The sequence below is a fragment of the Paenarthrobacter sp. PAE-2 genome, from assembly GCF_026013155.1.
Classification (GTDB): Bacteria; Actinomycetota; Actinomycetes; order Actinomycetales; family Micrococcaceae; genus Arthrobacter; species Arthrobacter ureafaciens.
Genome location: NZ_JAPDNV010000006.1, coordinates 1 through 15,556 on the forward strand (window position 1 = coordinate 1; position 15,556 = coordinate 15,556).

Below are 15,556 nucleotides of genomic sequence, written 5' to 3' on the forward strand. Positions count from 1 at the left end.
CTCGTCCTTTACATCACGCCACGCTGTTCACAACGTCCCTGGGAACTACAGCTAGCGCACGCCGTTCCGATTCAGCTCCCTCCGGGTTGGGACACCCCGGCAGGGCCCTGCACTAAAACTGTCGTACCCCTGTGACAGGGTTACTGCATGGATGGATTTGGATTGGTTCTGGCCTTGTTGATGCTGCTCATCGGAGCAGCACTGGGACTTGGCATCGCGTACGTTGTCTTCCGTCGCCGGGGTGCGGGATTGGAAGCGGATTTCGACGCCGTTTCGGCGCGCCTGTCGGAGGTGACCGCCCAGTACGCAGCCGCCGACGCCGAACGTCGCCTTTTGTTCGCACAGAACCGCGAGCTCAGCGAATCCAGGAACTCGGACGGCAGCGTGCTACGCGCCCTGGCTCCGGTTGCGGAGAAGCTGACAGCCGTCCAGCAGCAGGTCTCGCTGCTGGAGCGCGACCGCGTTGAGCAGTACGGCCAGCTCGCCCAGCAGTTGCAGGATGCCCGCCTGTCCGACGAACAACTCCTGAGGTCGACGCATGCGCTGGCCTCGGCTCTCCGTTCCAACAGTGCCCGTGGCCAGTGGGGCGAAGTCCAGCTCCGCCGGGTGGTTGAGGCCTCCGGAATGATGCGCCACGTCGACTTCTACGAGCAAGTCCATTCCGGGCGGAGTGAGAACACGCTGCGGCCCGACCTCGTGGTCCAATTGCCGGGCAGCAAGCAACTGGTGGTGGACGCCAAGGTACCTCTTGGGTCGTACCTCGCGGCGCAGGAACAGATCCACGGAGAGGGTGCTCTGGGAGAATCAGTCACGGACCAGGCCCGTCAGGATTCCAAGAGTCTTCTGGCCCAGCATGCGAAGGCCCTCAAGGCCCACATTGACGCCTTGGCGGCAAAGAAGTACTGGGACATCCCGGGCAACTCCCCCGAGTTAGTGATCTGTTTCCTGCCGGCGGAGTCGATCCTAGCCTCGGCTCTGGAAGCGGACGCCGGGCTCCTGGAGCATGCGCTCTCCAAGAACGTCGTCCTGGCATCGCCCGGAACGCTCTTGGCAGTCCTCAAGTCGGTGGCGTTCACCTGGCGCCAGGACGTCCTCACGGACAGCGCGCACGAGCTCTTCGAGCTGGCCAAGCAGCTTTACGAGCGCATGGGCACCTTGGGGGAAAATGTCGGCAAGCTGGGCAGCTCACTGAAGACGTCCGTGGACCGTTACAACGCGATGGTTGGCACGCTTGAAGCCCGGGTTCTTCCGACCGCGCGCAAGCTCAACACCATGGATGACGCCGGCCTCACCTCACCTGCTTCGGTGGAAGTGGTCCCGCGCTCCCTCGCAGCACCCGAACTCCTCGCTGTAGAGACGAGCGACAGGGGCATCGACGCAGATGCAAGCAGGGAGTCTGCCGCCTGAGGACCTGACAGGGCATAAGGAAACGGCCCGGTTGCTTGCATCCTGTCGATGCAAGCAACCGGGCCGTTGACGATCACGAACCGTTAGGACGTGGGGCGGTTGCCCCGTCCGCCCAAGGCACGGCTGACGTCGCCGGCTTGCTTGAGCGTTGCGCGGAGTTCCTTGGGCAGCGAGAAAAGGAGGTCTTCCTCTGCCGTGACAACTTCCTGGACCTCGCCGTAGCCATAGTCGGCCAAAAGCCGGAGCACGTCCTGGACCAGGACCTCGGGAACGGATGCCCCTGAAGTCACGCCCACCGTGGCCACGCCTTCGAACCAGCTTTCGTCCACCTCATTGGCGAAGTCCACCCGGTAGGACGCTTTGGCCCCGTATTCAAGGGCTACCTCGACGAGGCGGACGGAGTTGGAGGAGTTGGCCGAACCAACCACGATCACCAAGTCAGCCTGGGGAGCGATCTTCTTGATGGCTACCTGGCGGTTGGTGGTGGCGTAGCAAATATCGTCACTGGGCGGATCCTGGAGGGTGGGGAAGCGCTCTTTGAGCATCCGCACGGTCTCCATGGTCTCGTCAACGCTCAGGGTTGTCTGGGAGAGCCAGATGGTCTTCTCGGGGTCGCGGACAGTCACCTTGCCCACCTCGTGGGGGCCGTTGATGATCTGGATGTGTTCCGGGGCTTCGCCGGCGGTTCCTTCGACTTCCTCGTGGCCGTCGTGGCCGATCAGCAGGATGTCGTAGTCCTCCTTCGCGAAGCGAACTGCTTCACGGTGGACCTTGGTGACCAGCGGGCACGTGGCATCGATGGTCCGCAGGCCGCGGTCCTCTGCGGATTGAACAACGGCCGGAGACACGCCATGCGCCGAGAAAATGACCAGGGCACCCTCAGGAACCTCGTCCGTCTCGTCAACGAAAATGGCGCCCTTTTCTTCGAGGGAGGTAACAACATGCACGTTGTGCACGATCTGCTTCCGTACATAGACGGGCGGACCGTAGTGCTCCAGCGCTTTCTCCACCGCGATGACGGCCCGGTCCACACCGGCACAGTAACCGCGGGGAGCTGCCAGCAGGACTTTCTTGGTTCCCGTAACCGGGGCGGCAGCCAGCACCTCTTCAGGAGATCGACGTCTGCGGGGCACCGTGGGCATCGGAATAGAAACTGCTGTGCTGGTCATCCTTCAATGTTACCGGCCAGTGCCGGACCGGTCCGCAGAACGTGACCGTCCTCTCCCTGTGAGAAGCCACGCAATGACGCCCAACGCCAGCATTCCGCCAGAGGCCCATATGCTCGCCGCAATCCATTCCCCGAAGCCGGATCTGGCCGAGGCGAGGAACTCCTCCTTGAAGAGTTCCGCCACACTGTTGCCGCTGGAGAGGTCTTGCGCAGCACTGACGGCGATGTCCGCCGTCGTCGTCCACACTGCAGCCAATGTCAGCCCGCCCAGCCCCAAGAAGGTCAGGACCACCGCGCGCCGCCGCGCTGCGGCGAGGACAAGCAAGGCGGACAGTACGGCACCGACGGCGGCCACCCACCACAGCGGGGCAAACGCAGAAACACGTTCAATGACCTGCCGTTGTGCGGGTTGGCCGAGAGTTACGACGCTCTGTTCGGGTACGTCCAACCGGATGCCCGTGGAGGAGGCAAAGTGATCCCGGATCAGCCGCACCAGCGGAGCAATATCCAACTGCAGCGCGGTTGGTGACTGCGCCTCCTCCGTCTGGACGGTGCCGAAGTTCAGGCGGTGGCTGTTCCTCGCGGTCTCCTCCCAAGCCTGCGGGTAGTCGCTCCAGGATTGCATGCCGGACGCGGCATCCTTGATGGCTCCGGCAGCAAGGTCTCGGACGGGTTCCGGAAGCGGGACAGACGATTCAAAGGTGCCCGCTGCAGCAGCGGCGAGCCGTTGCTGAAAGCCGGGATCGTTTCCCAGCGCCGCAGCCATCCGGACGAAGCCATCTTCCTTGACCACGTTGGTGTCCACCCACGCTGCCGGTACAGCCACTGCTGTCAGCAACAACGCAAGGATCACTCCCACTGCAGAAACAAAGGTACGCACAGTCATCCTTGAGGTTCGGGGGCAGTGCCACCATCCTAGGCTGTCCACATACGGGGAAAAATGTCGGACCCGGGGTTGAGGCTATGGATAGAGTTGGAAGGCGCCGGCAACGGCAACAGCAGCGCTAGCGAGGACAAACACATGCAGGACAACGCACGGATCACTGATGTCAGCTGAAGCCAGACCCGAATCGACCCTGCCCGGTACTGCTGCGGAGACCAGCCCGGACAATCCGTGGCCGCTCCAACTGTTGTCCCGCAAGCTCAAAGCCCACATTGAGCGCGCACCTGCAGCCTGGATCGAGGGCCAGGTTATTGAAATGAACCGCCGCGGAGGCAACGCCTTCCTCACCTTGCGGGACATCGACGACGAAATCTCCCTGCCCGCCTCCGTGTGGTCCACAGTCCTGGACCGCCAGCGGACTCCCTTGGAACGGGGCTCCCGCGTGGTGGCCTTGGTGAAGGCAGACTTCTGGGTCAAGACCGGACGGCTCAACATGTCCGTCAAGGACATCCGGCCGGTGGGCCTGGGCGATCTTCTCGCCAGGATCGAACGGCTACGCCAGGCGCTGGCTGCCGAGGGCCTCTTTGCCGAATCCCGGAAACGCAAGTTACCGCTCCTCCCCCACCGGATCGGACTCATCACCGGCCGGGATTCGGACGCCAAGAAGGACGTCCTGCGGAACGCTGCGCTCCGCTGGCCCGCCGTGGAGTTCGATGTCCGCGAAGTTGCGGTCCAAGGCAACACGGCCGTATCGCAGATCATCGGGGCGCTCCGGAAACTGGATGCGGATCCGCACATCGATGTCATTGTCATGGCCAGGGGCGGCGGAGCATTGGAAGACCTCCTGCCTTTCAGCAACGAGGACCTCATCCGGGCCGTGGCCGCAGCAACCACCCCGGTGGTGAGCGCCATTGGCCACGAGGCCGACCGTCCGATCCTTGATGACGTTGCCGACCTCCGGGCGTCGACGCCCACCGATGCGGCAAAGCGGATTGTGCCGGACGTTTCAGAGGAACTTGCGGCGGTGCGGCAGGCACGCGACCACCTGAGGCGCAGCATCGGAAGGATGGTGGATCGGGAAACCGACAGGCTGCACGCGCTAAGGTCGCGTCCGGTCCTGGCAGCCCCGGATAAGCTGGTGGATGTCCGCGCCGACGAGGTCGCGCGTCTTAGGCAGAGGTCCCACACTGCCGTGAACTCGGCGGTAGTGCGTGCCCTTGACCAGGTGCACCACCTGCGCGCCCAGGTGCGTGCGCTGTCTCCGCAAAAGACCCTTGACCGGGGTTACGCCGTAGTGCAGATCATCGGTGAGGATCAGGCAGGGCACACCGTGGTCACCAGCCCGGAACAGGTACCCGAAGACACGCCCCTCTCGATCCGGGTAGCAGACGGCAGGTTCCGGGCGACGTCCGCCGGCCAGGCCGAAATCGCCGAACGATAACCTAACGCCGGGCGCACCCAAGGAAAACGAAACAGCCGCCGGGCACGCCCACTCGCCCGCTGGCAGCAGCACTAAGACAAAAGGATTTTCAATGACCGAGAACAGCAGCCAAACACCTGATGCCTTGGACGGGCTGAGCTACGAAGAGGCACGGGAACAGCTGGTGGCCGTCGTTGGGCGGCTCGAGGCAGGCGGAGCAAGCCTCGAGGAGTCCCTGGCGTTGTGGGAGCGCGGAGAGGCCCTGGCCAAGCGCTGCGAGGAGTGGCTCGAAGGAGCACGGAAGCGCTTGGCGGCTGCCCGTGAACCGGGCAACGCCCCGGAGTAACCCGAAAGCTTAGGATTCCGCCACGAGCGCGCGCTCTGCGGCAACGTCGAATTCCGCCTTGGGCCAGTCCAACGACATCCCCCGCAGTGCCTCCAACAGCAACTCCTGGACAGCGATCCGTGCGTACCACTTCTTGTTGGCAGGAACTACGTGCCACGGAGCTGTGTCCGTAGAGGTTTCCACAAAGGCAGCCTCGTACGCCTTCATGTAGTCATCCCAGTGGGCCCGCTCGGTGAGGTCGCCACGGCTGTACTTCCAGTGCTTGCTGGGATCGTCCAAGCGGGCGATCAAACGCTCCTTCTGCTCGTCCTTACTGATGTTGAGCATGACCTTGACGATCGTGGTGCCCTGTTCGGTAAGCCTGGCTTCGAAATCGTTGATGGCTGCGTACCGCCGTTCCAGCTCCTTGGCGTCGGCCCAACCGTGGACGCGATGGATGAGGACATCCTCATACTGGGAGCGGTCGAAGACGCCCACCATGCCGGCGGCCGGAACCTGCTTCTCGATCCGCCAGAGGAAATCGTGCGCTTTTTCCTCATCCGTGGGCGCCTTGAACGCCGTGAGGTGGACGCCTTGGGGATCCATGGCGCCGACGACGTGGCTGACTATTCCGCCCTTGCCGGCCGTATCCATGGCCTGAAGAATCAACAGCAGGCGTTTGTTGCCGCCGAACTTACCTTCGGCAAACAGCTGTTCCTGAAGCTCAGCCAGCCTGTCGTCCTGCGCGCCCAGCAAGGCCTTCCCGTCAACCTTGTTGCCTGTGTAGCCGGGCGTCGATTCGGGATCCACGCTTGCGAGCGTAAACCCCGAACCGACCTTCAACGTTTCTGCGGGACTCTTGGCGAACTCAACTGCAACCATGGCTAGCCTTTCTGCCGGACGACGCCCCCGTGGCGCCCTGGGATTCAGGCTAGTTGCCCGGATACCTCGACAGGAAGTCCGCCATGCGGCCGATTGCTTCCTCGATGTCCTTGACGTTGGGCAGCGTCACCATGCGGAAGTGGTCAGGGCGCACCCAGTTGAAGGCCCTGCCGTGCGAGACAAGGATCTTCTGTTCCCTCAAGAGGTCCAGGACAAACTTCTCGTCGTCCCGGATGTGGTAAACCTCCGGGTCCAGCTTGGGGAACAGGTAGAGGGCTCCCCTGGCTTGCTGCGTGCTCACACCCGGAATGGCGTTCAAGAGGTCGTGGGCTTTGTTGCGCTGCTCAAGGAGCCTGCCGCCGGGGAGGATGAGGTCGTTGATGCTCTGGTAACCACCCAGCGCCGTTTGGATGGCGTGCTGGGCCGGAACGTTCGCGCACAGGCGCATATTCGCCAGGAGGTTGATGCCTTCAAGGTAGTCCGCGGCGTCCTTCTTGGGGCCGGAGATAGCCATCCAGCCGGCCCGGTAGCCACAGACGCGGTACGCCTTGGACAGTCCGCTGAACGTCAGGCACAGCACGTCATCGCCGGTCAGGCCCGCCAGGTTCACGTGGACGGCGTCTTCGTACAGGATCTTCTCGTAGATCTCGTCGGCGAAAATCACCAGCCCGTGCTTTTCGGCCAGGGCGACAATCTTCTTCAGGGTCTCTTCGGGGTAGACCGCTCCCGTGGGGTTGTTGGGATTGATGACGACGATGCCCTTGGTGCGTGGCGTGATCTTCGATTCCATGTCATCAAGATCCGGCTGCCATCCCGATTCCTCGTCGGTCAGGTAGTGGACGGGACGGCCGCCTGCCAAAGAGACGGACGCCGTCCACAAGGGGTAGTCCGGGGTGGGGATGAGGACTTCGTCGCCGTCCTCAAGCAACGCCATGAGGGACATGGTGATGAGTTCGCTGACCCCGTTGCCCAGGTAGATATCATCCACATGGATGTTCTGGATGCCGCGCGTCTGGTAGTACTGCGACACCGCCGTACGGGCGGAGAAGATACCGCGGGAGTCACTGTAGCCCTGGGCATTTGGAAGGTGGCGGATCATGTCCACCAAGATGGCGTCAGGCGCTTCAAACCCAAAGGGTGCCGGGTTTCCGATGTTCAGTTTGAGGATCCTGTGACCCTCCGCCTCCATTTGCTGGGCGGCCTGAAGAATCGGTCCACGGATGTCGTAGAGGACATTATGAAGCTTGGTGGACTGCTTGAAATTCGCCATCCCTCAAATATGCCACAGGGGTCATGCGCTTCCGTTGAGACATCACTCACAGAGAGACCGACGGCGGTGACGGACCCCCGCAGGTCCGTCACCGCCGTCGTACGCGGTTATACCCAAGTGCTACTTGACGATGCCCTTGTCCTTCAGCCATGCGGCGGCAGCATCCTTGGCGCTCTGCTTCTGGTCGCCACTGACGGAGCGGTTCAGGTTGATCAGGTCCTCGGTGGTGAGGATCTTGGAAACGTTGTTGAGCGCTTCCTTCGCCTTGTCCGTCATCTTGGACTTGTTGTAGAGCGGCAGGACCTGCTGGGCCTTGAAGTTGTTCTTCGGATCTTCGAGGACCACGAGGTCGTTGTCGGCGATGGACGGGGTGGTGGTGTAGATGTCGGCCACCTGCACCTTGTCTTCCAGGAGTGCCTGGAGCGTCAGGTTGCCGCCGCCGTCGTTGAAGGGCTGCAGGCCCTTCAGTTCGCAGTTGTAGTTCTTCTTCAAACCGGGGAAGCCGTAAGCGCGTGTCTCGAAAGTGGCCGGCGCTGCCATGGTGAAGTCCTTGCACACCTTGGCGAGGTCCTCGATGGACTTCAACTGGTACTTTTCTGCCGTAGCCTTGGTGACCACCATGGCGTCCTTGGACTCGGCCTTCGCCGGTTCAAGGACGGCCAGCCCCTCGGGCAGCTTCCCCGGAAGGGCCTTATAGACGTCTTCGGCCGAAACTTCGGTGGCCTCGGTGTCCACGTAGGACAGCAGGTTGCCGGAATAGTCCGGAACAATGTCCACCGAGCCGTCCTGGACGGCCTTGAAGTAGATCTCCCGCGAGCCAATGTTGGGCTTGGTGCTGGCTGTGACGCCTGCTGCGTTGAGCGCGCCGGCGTAGATCTCACCGATGACCTGGCTTTCAGGGAAGTCGGCCGATCCCACCACCAGTGGAGCCCCGGAGTCCGCAGACCCGGTACCTGCCGAAGTGGAGGGCGAATCCAAGGGGGTGCCGCCACCGCATGCGCTCAGCGCAAGCGCCACACCGAGGCCGGCTGCCAGGCCGCCGAGGCCCCGGCGTGTAAGGGACGTGGGGTTGGTGTGTTTCATGGTGTACCTCCTTGAACGGCAGCCCCTGCGGGAGCTGTGGCTGTGGAATCGGCGGTTGCCTTGTGGCTTCCGCGTGAATCGAGGGTGAGCCCGGGTGAGAGGGCCAGGCGTTGAACGGCGGCGAGGATGAGGTCCACGGCGATCGCCAGTGCCGCGATGAGGAAGGAACCGGCAAGCATGCGCGGGAAGTCCTGCAGGACCAGCCCGTCGAACAAGTAGCGGCCAAGGCCGCCCAGGGGAAGGTAGGCGACCACCGACACTGTGGCGATCACCTGCAGCACAGCTGTCCGGATACCGCCGAACATCACCTGCAGCCCGTTGGGCACCTCCACCTTGAACAGGATCTGGAGTTCGGTCATGCCCATGGCACGCGCCCCGTCCACTACTGAACGGTCAACACTGGAAATGCCTGCGTACGTACCGGCGAGCAACGGCGGAACGGTGAGGATCACCAGGGCCCACACGGGAGGCATCAGTCCGCTGCCGGCCAGCAGTGCGAACAGCACCAGCAAACCCAAGGTGGGCAAGGCCCGCAAGGCGCCTGCCAAGGCTACGGCTACGACGCGCCCGCGCCCGGTGTGGCCGATGAAGAGTCCCACCGGAATGGAGATGGCAGCTGCAATCAGCAAGACCAGCCCGCTGTACTGCAGATGCTCGGCCAGGCGGACGGGGATACCGCCGCTGCCGCTCCAATGGAGTGGATCGGCCAACCAGGCCACGGTGTCGGTGAAGACGTTGCTCATGCCGACGCCCCCGGTTCCGGACGGCTGACGACGGCGGTCCCTGCCTTTGGTTCGGTGACTGACGCCTGGGTGGCCGGGCGGCCGCCCGTTCCCGATGCCCGGGTCCACGGCGTCAGGACGCGTTCAAGGACCACCAGGATTCCGTCCATCACCAAGGCCAGCACCAGGATGGCGATGATGCCAACAACAACCTCAGTCACGAAGGTGCGCTGGAGGCCGTCCGTGAACAGGATTCCCAGGTTCCCCACTCCCAGCAGGGCGGCTACGCTCACCAGCGAAATGTTGCTGACCGAAACGACGCGAAGGCCGGCGAACAGGACCGGCAGGGACAACGGAAGGTCCACCTGGAAGAAACGGGCCAAAGGCTTGAAACCCATGGCGACGGCCGCGTTCCGGAGGTCGTCGTCCACGGAATCGAAGGCATCCATGGCTGCCCTGACCAGGAGTGCCACGGCATAGATAGTCAACGCCACAACGACGTTGAGGGGATCGAGGATCCGGGTGCCGAGGATGGTTGGCAGGATGATGAACAGCGCCAAGGACGGAATGGTGTAAAGCAGGGACGTGGCTGTGGCCACCACGGACCGCAGCGTACGGTTGCGGCGGGCCAATTGGGCCAGTGGGATGGAGATCAACAGTCCAAGGACCATGGGAACGACCGCCAGGACCAGGTGCTGTCCCGCGAGGCCGAACACCATTGCGCTGTTCGCGATGAACCACTCCATCAGGTGGCGTCCTCGCGGTGGCGGCGGACTTCCTCGATGAGGGCAAGGACTTCCGGCGCCTTGAGGACTCCGGCAACCCTGCCGTCGTCGTCCACTGCGACGCCCAACCCAGACGGCGAGGACAGTGCCGCATCCAAAGCCCGGCGCAGCGTGTCCCCCTTGCGGAACAGCGAACCCCCGGGAATGATGCCGGCGCCGTCGCGGGGCGATGACCAACCCAGAGGCCGGGAATCCTGATCCACCACCAGCGCCCACTCCCCCGATTCGCGGCCGGCGTGGTGCCCGTCGGAGACACTCACCATAGTGACGGGGTGCAGTTGCACGGAGTCGGCAGCGTTGAAGGCGAGGTGCCGGAAGCCCCGATCCCTGCCCACGAAGGAGGCGACGAAGTCGTTGGCCGGTGCCCGAAGGATTTCTTCAGGAGCCGAGTACTGGGCCAGCTTTCCGCCCACGGCAAAGACCGCCACCTTGTCCCCCAGGACTGTCGCCTCGTCGATGTCGTGGGTGACGAACACGATGGTCTTGGCCAACTCCCGCTGCAGTCTCAGCAGTTCCTGCTGGAGCTCGTCGCGGACCACCGGGTCAACGGCGCTGAAGGGTTCATCCATCAGGAGGATCGGAGGATCGGCGGCGAGCGCACGGGCTACGCCAACGCGCTGCTGCTGTCCTCCGGACAACTGTGACGGGTACCGTTTGCCGAGGCTGGAAGCCAGCCCGACGACGTCGAGCAGTTCAGCGGCGCGTTTCCGCGCCGCTGCCTTGGTCACGCCGTTGAGCCGGGGAACCGTGGCGATGTTGTCCAGGACGGATCGGTGGGGAAGCAGGCCTGCTGACTGCATGACGTAGCCCATGGAGCGGCGGAGTTGCGCTGCCGGTACCTGGGAAATGTCTTTGCCGTCCACCGTGATGGAGCCCGAAGTGGGCTCCACCATGCGGTTGATCATCCGGAGCGACGTGGTCTTGCCGCAGCCTGAGGGACCGACGAAGACTGTGATGGCGCCTTTGTCGATGGACATGGTCAGATCGTCAACCGCCGGCTGTCCCCCCTGGTACCGCTTGGTAACGCTCTGGAACTCAATCATGGCTTCGGCCATACCTGGGCTTACCTATCTGTAAGTCGACATCCTCGGACGGTAGAGCCAAATGATCATAAGCACACTGACTTTGGCTGTAAAGCCGATCTTCCCCCAGAGTAGCCAGCAGGCCTTGCGATGTCAGCGGCGCCACGTATTCCGTAATGAATCGGCAATAAACGTCAACGCCCCCGCCGCTTTCCCTTTCTGGCCGACCTTTCCTCAGCCAGATCATGGCGATACCTTTCGGCGGCACGTTGCCCACGTTCGGCCGACACCACCTTCTGGTGCCATTCCCGCTGGTAGGCGCGGCGAGCAGCAGCGTCGTGCTTCCGGTTGAGTGCGGCCAATTCTTTTTGGAGTTTCAGGTAGCTGGCCCACCTCCGTTGATCCAGGGAGCCGCCGGCCAGGGCCTCCAGCACGGCGCAGCCAGGCTCGGCTTGATGGGAGCAATCGGAGAACCTGCATTGTTCAAAGAGTTCTTCGAGATCCCCGAACATTTCTTCCATGCCGTCGTCGGCATCAAAGAGGCCGAAGCCGCGGACTCCCGGGGTGTCCATCAGCACGGCTCCGCCGGGAAGGGGAACCAGTTCCCGGGACGTCGTGGTGTGCCTGCCCTTGCCGTCGCCGGTGCGGACTGCACCCGCGGCCTGCTGCCGACGCCCCGTGAGCGCGTTGATGAGCGTGGATTTACCGGCACCGGAGGGTCCCAACATCACGAGGGTCGCCCCCGCCGGGATGTGTCTCAGGAGCTCGTCGATGCCGTCGCCCTGTTCCGCCGATGTGGTGACAACGTCCACGCCGGCTGCCTGCAGCAGCACTTCCCCGACGACGTCGTCCGCGATGTTGGCAAGGTCCGCCTTGGTGATGACCACCAAAGGCGTTGCCCCTGAATCCCAAGCGGCTACCAGGGTTCGTTCGAGCCGGTTGTGGGTCAGTGGACGGTCCATGGGGACAACTACCGCCACGATGTCGATGTTTGCCCCGAGGACCTGCTCCTCGGAGGAGGATTCGAAGGCGCGTTTACGGCTAAGTGCCGACAGGCGCGGGAGGATCGCGACGACGGCAGGCTCACCTGCCGTGTTGTGGCCCAGCCAGACCCAGTCGCCCGTGGCAGGGGCAGGCCCTTGGGAGGGGTACGGCAGGTGCAGCAGGCCCTCGCTGGATGCGACAAGGACTCGGTTCCTATCCAGCCTCACGATCCGGCCGGGCGTGCAATCTCCCTTCTCCGGGACGGGGTTGTCCCGGAAATGCCCGGCCGTGGCGGGAGTGAACCCGTATTCGATGGGGCCATGATCCGGCGGAGCCGCGGTGTTTACAACCGCGCTGTTTTCAGTCGCGTTGTTTTCAGTAATGGAGGGGTCGCTTGATGAAGCGTAAGTGTGCAATTCAGTGCCTCTTGTGAGGCCCGGCAGACCTAGCTCTGGCAGGTGGATGCCGGGACGTGGGTGGTGGTGTGATGATGCGCCGCGACTGTGAGCGGGGCGCGCAGGACTATGGCAGTCATCAAATCCACCTCCTCGGCATCAGGACCGGCCTATAAGCAGCCGTCAGTGTCCAAACAATTGGCAACAGGGTTCAGGATAGCCAGCTTCGGAGCTCCTGACCAGACCTCAGGACCCGATTGGCGCGGGCTTTCCACCTTGGGAGCCCGGATGTTCGGCATCAGCCCAGCTCGGCTGCGGCGATGGGACCGGCCTCGGCCGGTCCCAAGTCCGGCTTTTCCCGGAGTTCGACGACGTTCCCCGCCTTCTCGAGTTCAAGGACCCTGATGCTGTTGAGGCCAGCCCTCAGCAAAGGGGCCGGGGCATACAGCGTCGCTTGCGGTCCCTTGTTCCAAAAGCGGCCAAGGAGGAAACCGTTGAGCCAGATAAATCCCTTGGTGGAGCGCGGAAGGGCAATGTAGGTATCCGCCGGTTCGGATACTTCAAAGGAGGCTTCGGCAAGACGCTGGAGGGTATCCTGCGTCCACTCGGCCAAGGCAACAGGGGTCTGCGTCCAGTGGAATGTATAGCGCTGGTTGATCAGGACGCCGCCCAGGATGCCCTTGCCGTGGCCCGTCATGGGACCGTAGTTAATGCGGCCCAGGTTCTCGACGAGGATTTCCAGTTTGGCCGGGGCGCCCTCTCCGGTGACGGCAATTCCTTCAGTGCCCGTGACGTCGTCCAGGACCCCCACATAACGGCCATCGACCCGGAGGTACGCGCGATCGTTCAGCCCGGAAATCCTGATGCGGCTTTCCGCAGGGGCCCCCGGTCGTCCCGGGAGGGTTGCCGTTGCCTCGTAAAGCACCATGCCGCCGTCGAGCCCCAGCTCCTCGAAGCTGAGCGGCCTGACGCTGGTGACCGGTTTGCCGGAACCGCGGGCCGAATCCCACAGTTCCTGGCCTTCCGAGAGCGTCAGCGTGCGGGCGGGGAGAACCGGAGGCGGGGTCAGAAGATCGGCGGGCAGCTCGGGGAGGTCCTGGATTCCCTGCGCCCGGTGGAACTCCCGCCGGAAGGCATGGAACTTCGGTGTGAGGCTGCCGTCCTCGGCGATCGGAGCGTCGGAGTCGTAACTTGTGACCGTGGGTTGGAGCAGGCGGCCGTCATGGTTGCTGCCGGAGCCCAGGCCGAAGTTTGTTCCTCCGTGGGCCATGTAAACGCAGAGGGAACCACCAGGCTCGAGGATGCGGCGAGCCTCGGCGGCCGCTTCTTCGGGGTCCCGCCGGTGATGGTGCTCGCCCCAATGGTCAAACCATCCACCCCAAAATTCCACCGTGAAGAAGGGTTCTCCGGGACGCCGCCGCTTCCACGTTTCGATGGCTTCATCACCGCGGCTCCCCAACGTAGCCGCGGCCCACGTACCCTCGATCGAGCCGCCGTCCAGGAAGTAGTCCGTGCCTCCGTCTGCGGTGAAGAGCAGCTCAGTGATGCCGCGCTCCTGGAGCGCCTGCCGGTTCCACTGCAGGTAGTCGTGGTCGTCCCCGTAACTGCCGTACTCGTTCTCGATCTGCACCGCAACCACAGGCCCTCCCTGCGATGCCTGCCGGGACGCAACAATGGGGAGCAACTGGTCAAACCACTCCTCCACCGCCTCCGTGAAGTCCGGGTCCATGCACCGCAGCCCGATCCCGGGGACGCCGGTCAGCCACGCCGGGAAGCCGCCGTTGTCCCATTCGGCGCAGATGTAGGGGCCGGGCCGGACAATGACGTCCAGGCCTTCCCCGGCAGCGGTATCGATGAAGCGTCCCAGATCCCGCCAACCCGTGAAATCCGGGGCTTGGTCCTTCTTTGGCTGATGGAAGTTCCATGCGACGTAGGTGTCAACCGTGTTGGCTCCCATGGCTTTGAGGCGGCGGAGCCGGTCCCGCCACAGCTCGGGGTGGACACGGAAGTAGTGGATGGCTCCAGCGAGGATGCGATACGGTTCACCCGAACGGTAGAGCAGGGCGTCGTGGTAGCTCAGGAGGGCTTTGCTCACACTGAACAGATTAGCTCAAATTCCAACATTTATGCACAGGTGATGAGATGACCAACCTGGAACCGGCCCCCACAGAGCAGGTATGTCCCGCCGCAGTCGAAGGACAGGGTCCGTGTGTGCAGTTGTGGCCGGAACGTGAAGTGCCCCTTGGCGGCGTGCGGGCGATGAACGTCTACCGCACGCTGCCGCAACGGGGACTGCCCACGGTGGGTGCCTGGTGCTTCCTTGACAGCTTCGGGCCGGACCGCGTCGCCATGAGCGTCCTCCCCCACCCCCACTGTGGGCTCCAGACGGTCACGTGGCCCTTGGAGGGAGCGGTGCGGCACCGCGACAGCGTTGGCAGCGACGTGGTGGTCAAGCCGGGCGAACTGAACATCATGACCGCTGGAAACGGCATCTCGCATTCGGAATTTTCCGTCCTCCCGGCAACGCAGGAAGAAATTCCGATGTCCCGCGGATTGCAGCTGTGGGTAGCCCTCCCCGATGCACACCGGCACCGCGAACCGTCCTTTGAGCAACACCGGGATTTGCCGGTGGTCAACGGCGAGGGTTTCACCGCCACCGTAATGGTGGGCGAATTCGGCGGAGTGCTCTCCCCTGCCACCATGTTCAGCCCCATTGTTGGTGCTGACATCACGGGCTCGGGCGCGCTGGCATTGCCGCTGCGGCCTGAATTTGAGCACGCGGTCCTGGTCCTTGACGGGCAGCTGGTGATCGACGGCGTGAACGTCACCGCCGGGCCACTGGCCTACCTGGGCGCCGGACGGAACCAACTGCGGGTGGAGGCCGCACCGGACACCCGCTTCATGCTGCTGGGCGGCGAGCCCTTCGGCGAGGATCTGCTGATGTGGTGGAACTTTGTGGGGAGAACCCACGACGAAGTGGAAAAAGCCCGCGAAGAATGGGAGGCGCAGGGATTGCTCGACGACGACGCTGCCGCCACCGCGCGCTTCGGGCTGGTCCGCGACCACGGGCCGGAGGCCGGGCCCGAAGCGGGCCGGATTCCCGCTCCGCCCTTGCCGGGAGTCAGGCTGAAGCCGCGCACCAGGGGCCCGCAGGAATGACCGACGCCCGCTGGCATGACCGACGCCCGCTGGCATGACCGACGCCCGCTG

General features: G+C 63.7%; 14 protein-coding genes. 4 read left to right on the plus strand and 10 right to left on the minus strand.

Annotation, left to right across the window (positions count from 1 at the left end; translation table 11 throughout):
- Positions 1-147: 147 nt before the first annotated feature.
- Complete coding sequence (locus tag OCL88_RS04900; protein ID WP_264961798.1) at positions 148-1,407, plus strand: DNA recombination protein RmuC; 1,260 nt, start codon at positions 148-150, stop codon at positions 1,405-1,407.
- Positions 1,408-1,490: 83 nt separating this feature from the next.
- Here OCL88_RS04900 and OCL88_RS04905 read toward each other — a convergent pair whose 3' ends face one another.
- Both OCL88_RS04905 and OCL88_RS04910 read right to left on the minus strand, forming a co-directional pair.
- A complete protein-coding gene (locus OCL88_RS04905) occupies positions 1,491-2,576 on the minus strand; it encodes a 4-hydroxy-3-methylbut-2-enyl diphosphate reductase (RefSeq protein ID WP_062097379.1) in 1,086 nt (361 codons plus the stop codon).
- Positions 2,577-2,585: 9 nt separating this feature from the next.
- A complete protein-coding gene (locus OCL88_RS04910; RefSeq protein WP_264961799.1) occupies positions 2,586-3,461 on the minus strand; it encodes a hypothetical protein in 876 nt (291 codons plus the stop codon).
- A gap of 160 nt (positions 3,462-3,621) precedes the next feature.
- Between OCL88_RS04910 and xseA the strand changes: the two genes are divergently transcribed.
- Both xseA and OCL88_RS04920 read left to right on the plus strand, forming a co-directional pair.
- On the plus strand, positions 3,622-4,899 hold the full coding sequence (gene xseA / locus OCL88_RS04915) for an exodeoxyribonuclease VII large subunit (protein ID WP_264961800.1): 1,278 nt from the start codon (positions 3,622-3,624) through the stop codon (positions 4,897-4,899).
- A gap of 91 nt (positions 4,900-4,990) precedes the next feature.
- On the plus strand, positions 4,991-5,224 hold the full coding sequence (locus OCL88_RS04920) for an exodeoxyribonuclease VII small subunit (RefSeq protein ID WP_021472526.1): 234 nt from the start codon (positions 4,991-4,993) through the stop codon (positions 5,222-5,224).
- A 9-nt stretch (positions 5,225-5,233) separates the two neighbouring features.
- Here the strand turns inward: OCL88_RS04920 and OCL88_RS04925 are convergent, their stop codons facing one another.
- From OCL88_RS04925 to OCL88_RS04960, 8 genes are all read right to left on the minus strand, one after another.
- On the minus strand, positions 5,234-6,085 hold the full coding sequence (locus OCL88_RS04925; protein WP_264961801.1) for a polyphosphate kinase 2 family protein: 852 nt from the start codon (positions 6,083-6,085) through the stop codon (positions 5,234-5,236).
- A 49-nt stretch (positions 6,086-6,134) separates the two neighbouring features.
- Complete coding sequence (locus tag OCL88_RS04930) at positions 6,135-7,355, minus strand: pyridoxal phosphate-dependent aminotransferase (protein WP_021472524.1); 1,221 nt, start codon at positions 7,353-7,355, stop codon at positions 6,135-6,137.
- A gap of 120 nt (positions 7,356-7,475) precedes the next feature.
- Entirely contained in the window at positions 7,476-8,438 is a 963-nt protein-coding gene (locus OCL88_RS04935) for an ABC transporter substrate-binding protein (RefSeq protein WP_021472523.1), read from the minus strand.
- A complete protein-coding gene (locus OCL88_RS04940; protein WP_021472522.1) occupies positions 8,435-9,181 on the minus strand; it encodes an ABC transporter permease in 747 nt (248 codons plus the stop codon). The genes OCL88_RS04935 and OCL88_RS04940 overlap by 4 nt, the downstream gene beginning before the upstream one ends.
- Positions 9,178-9,906 carry an ABC transporter permease gene (locus OCL88_RS04945; protein WP_021472521.1) on the minus strand — a complete coding sequence of 243 codons (729 nt, stop codon included), beginning with the start codon at positions 9,904-9,906 and terminating at the stop codon, positions 9,178-9,180. The genes OCL88_RS04940 and OCL88_RS04945 overlap by 4 nt, the downstream gene beginning before the upstream one ends.
- Positions 9,906-11,000 (minus strand): ABC transporter ATP-binding protein, encoded by a 1,095-nt coding sequence (locus tag OCL88_RS04950; RefSeq protein ID WP_319951639.1) that lies wholly within the window; start codon positions 10,998-11,000, stop codon positions 9,906-9,908. The genes OCL88_RS04945 and OCL88_RS04950 overlap by 1 nt, the downstream gene beginning before the upstream one ends.
- A 161-nt stretch (positions 11,001-11,161) precedes the next feature.
- Positions 11,162-12,367: a ribosome small subunit-dependent GTPase A gene (rsgA, locus tag OCL88_RS04955; RefSeq protein ID WP_264961802.1), complete on the minus strand. Its 1,206-nt coding sequence runs from the start codon at positions 12,365-12,367 to the stop codon at positions 11,162-11,164.
- Positions 12,368-12,644: 277 nt separating this feature from the next.
- Positions 12,645-14,441, minus strand: coding sequence for a glycoside hydrolase family 35 protein (locus OCL88_RS04960; RefSeq protein ID WP_264961803.1), 1,797 nt, complete (start codon positions 14,439-14,441; stop codon positions 12,645-12,647).
- 47 nt (positions 14,442-14,488) lie between these two features.
- On the opposite strand from OCL88_RS04960, the gene OCL88_RS04965 reads away from it, so the two are divergent.
- Entirely contained in the window at positions 14,489-15,505 is a 1,017-nt protein-coding gene (locus tag OCL88_RS04965) for a pirin family protein (RefSeq protein ID WP_264961804.1), read from the plus strand.
- Positions 15,506-15,556: the final 51 nt, after the last annotated feature.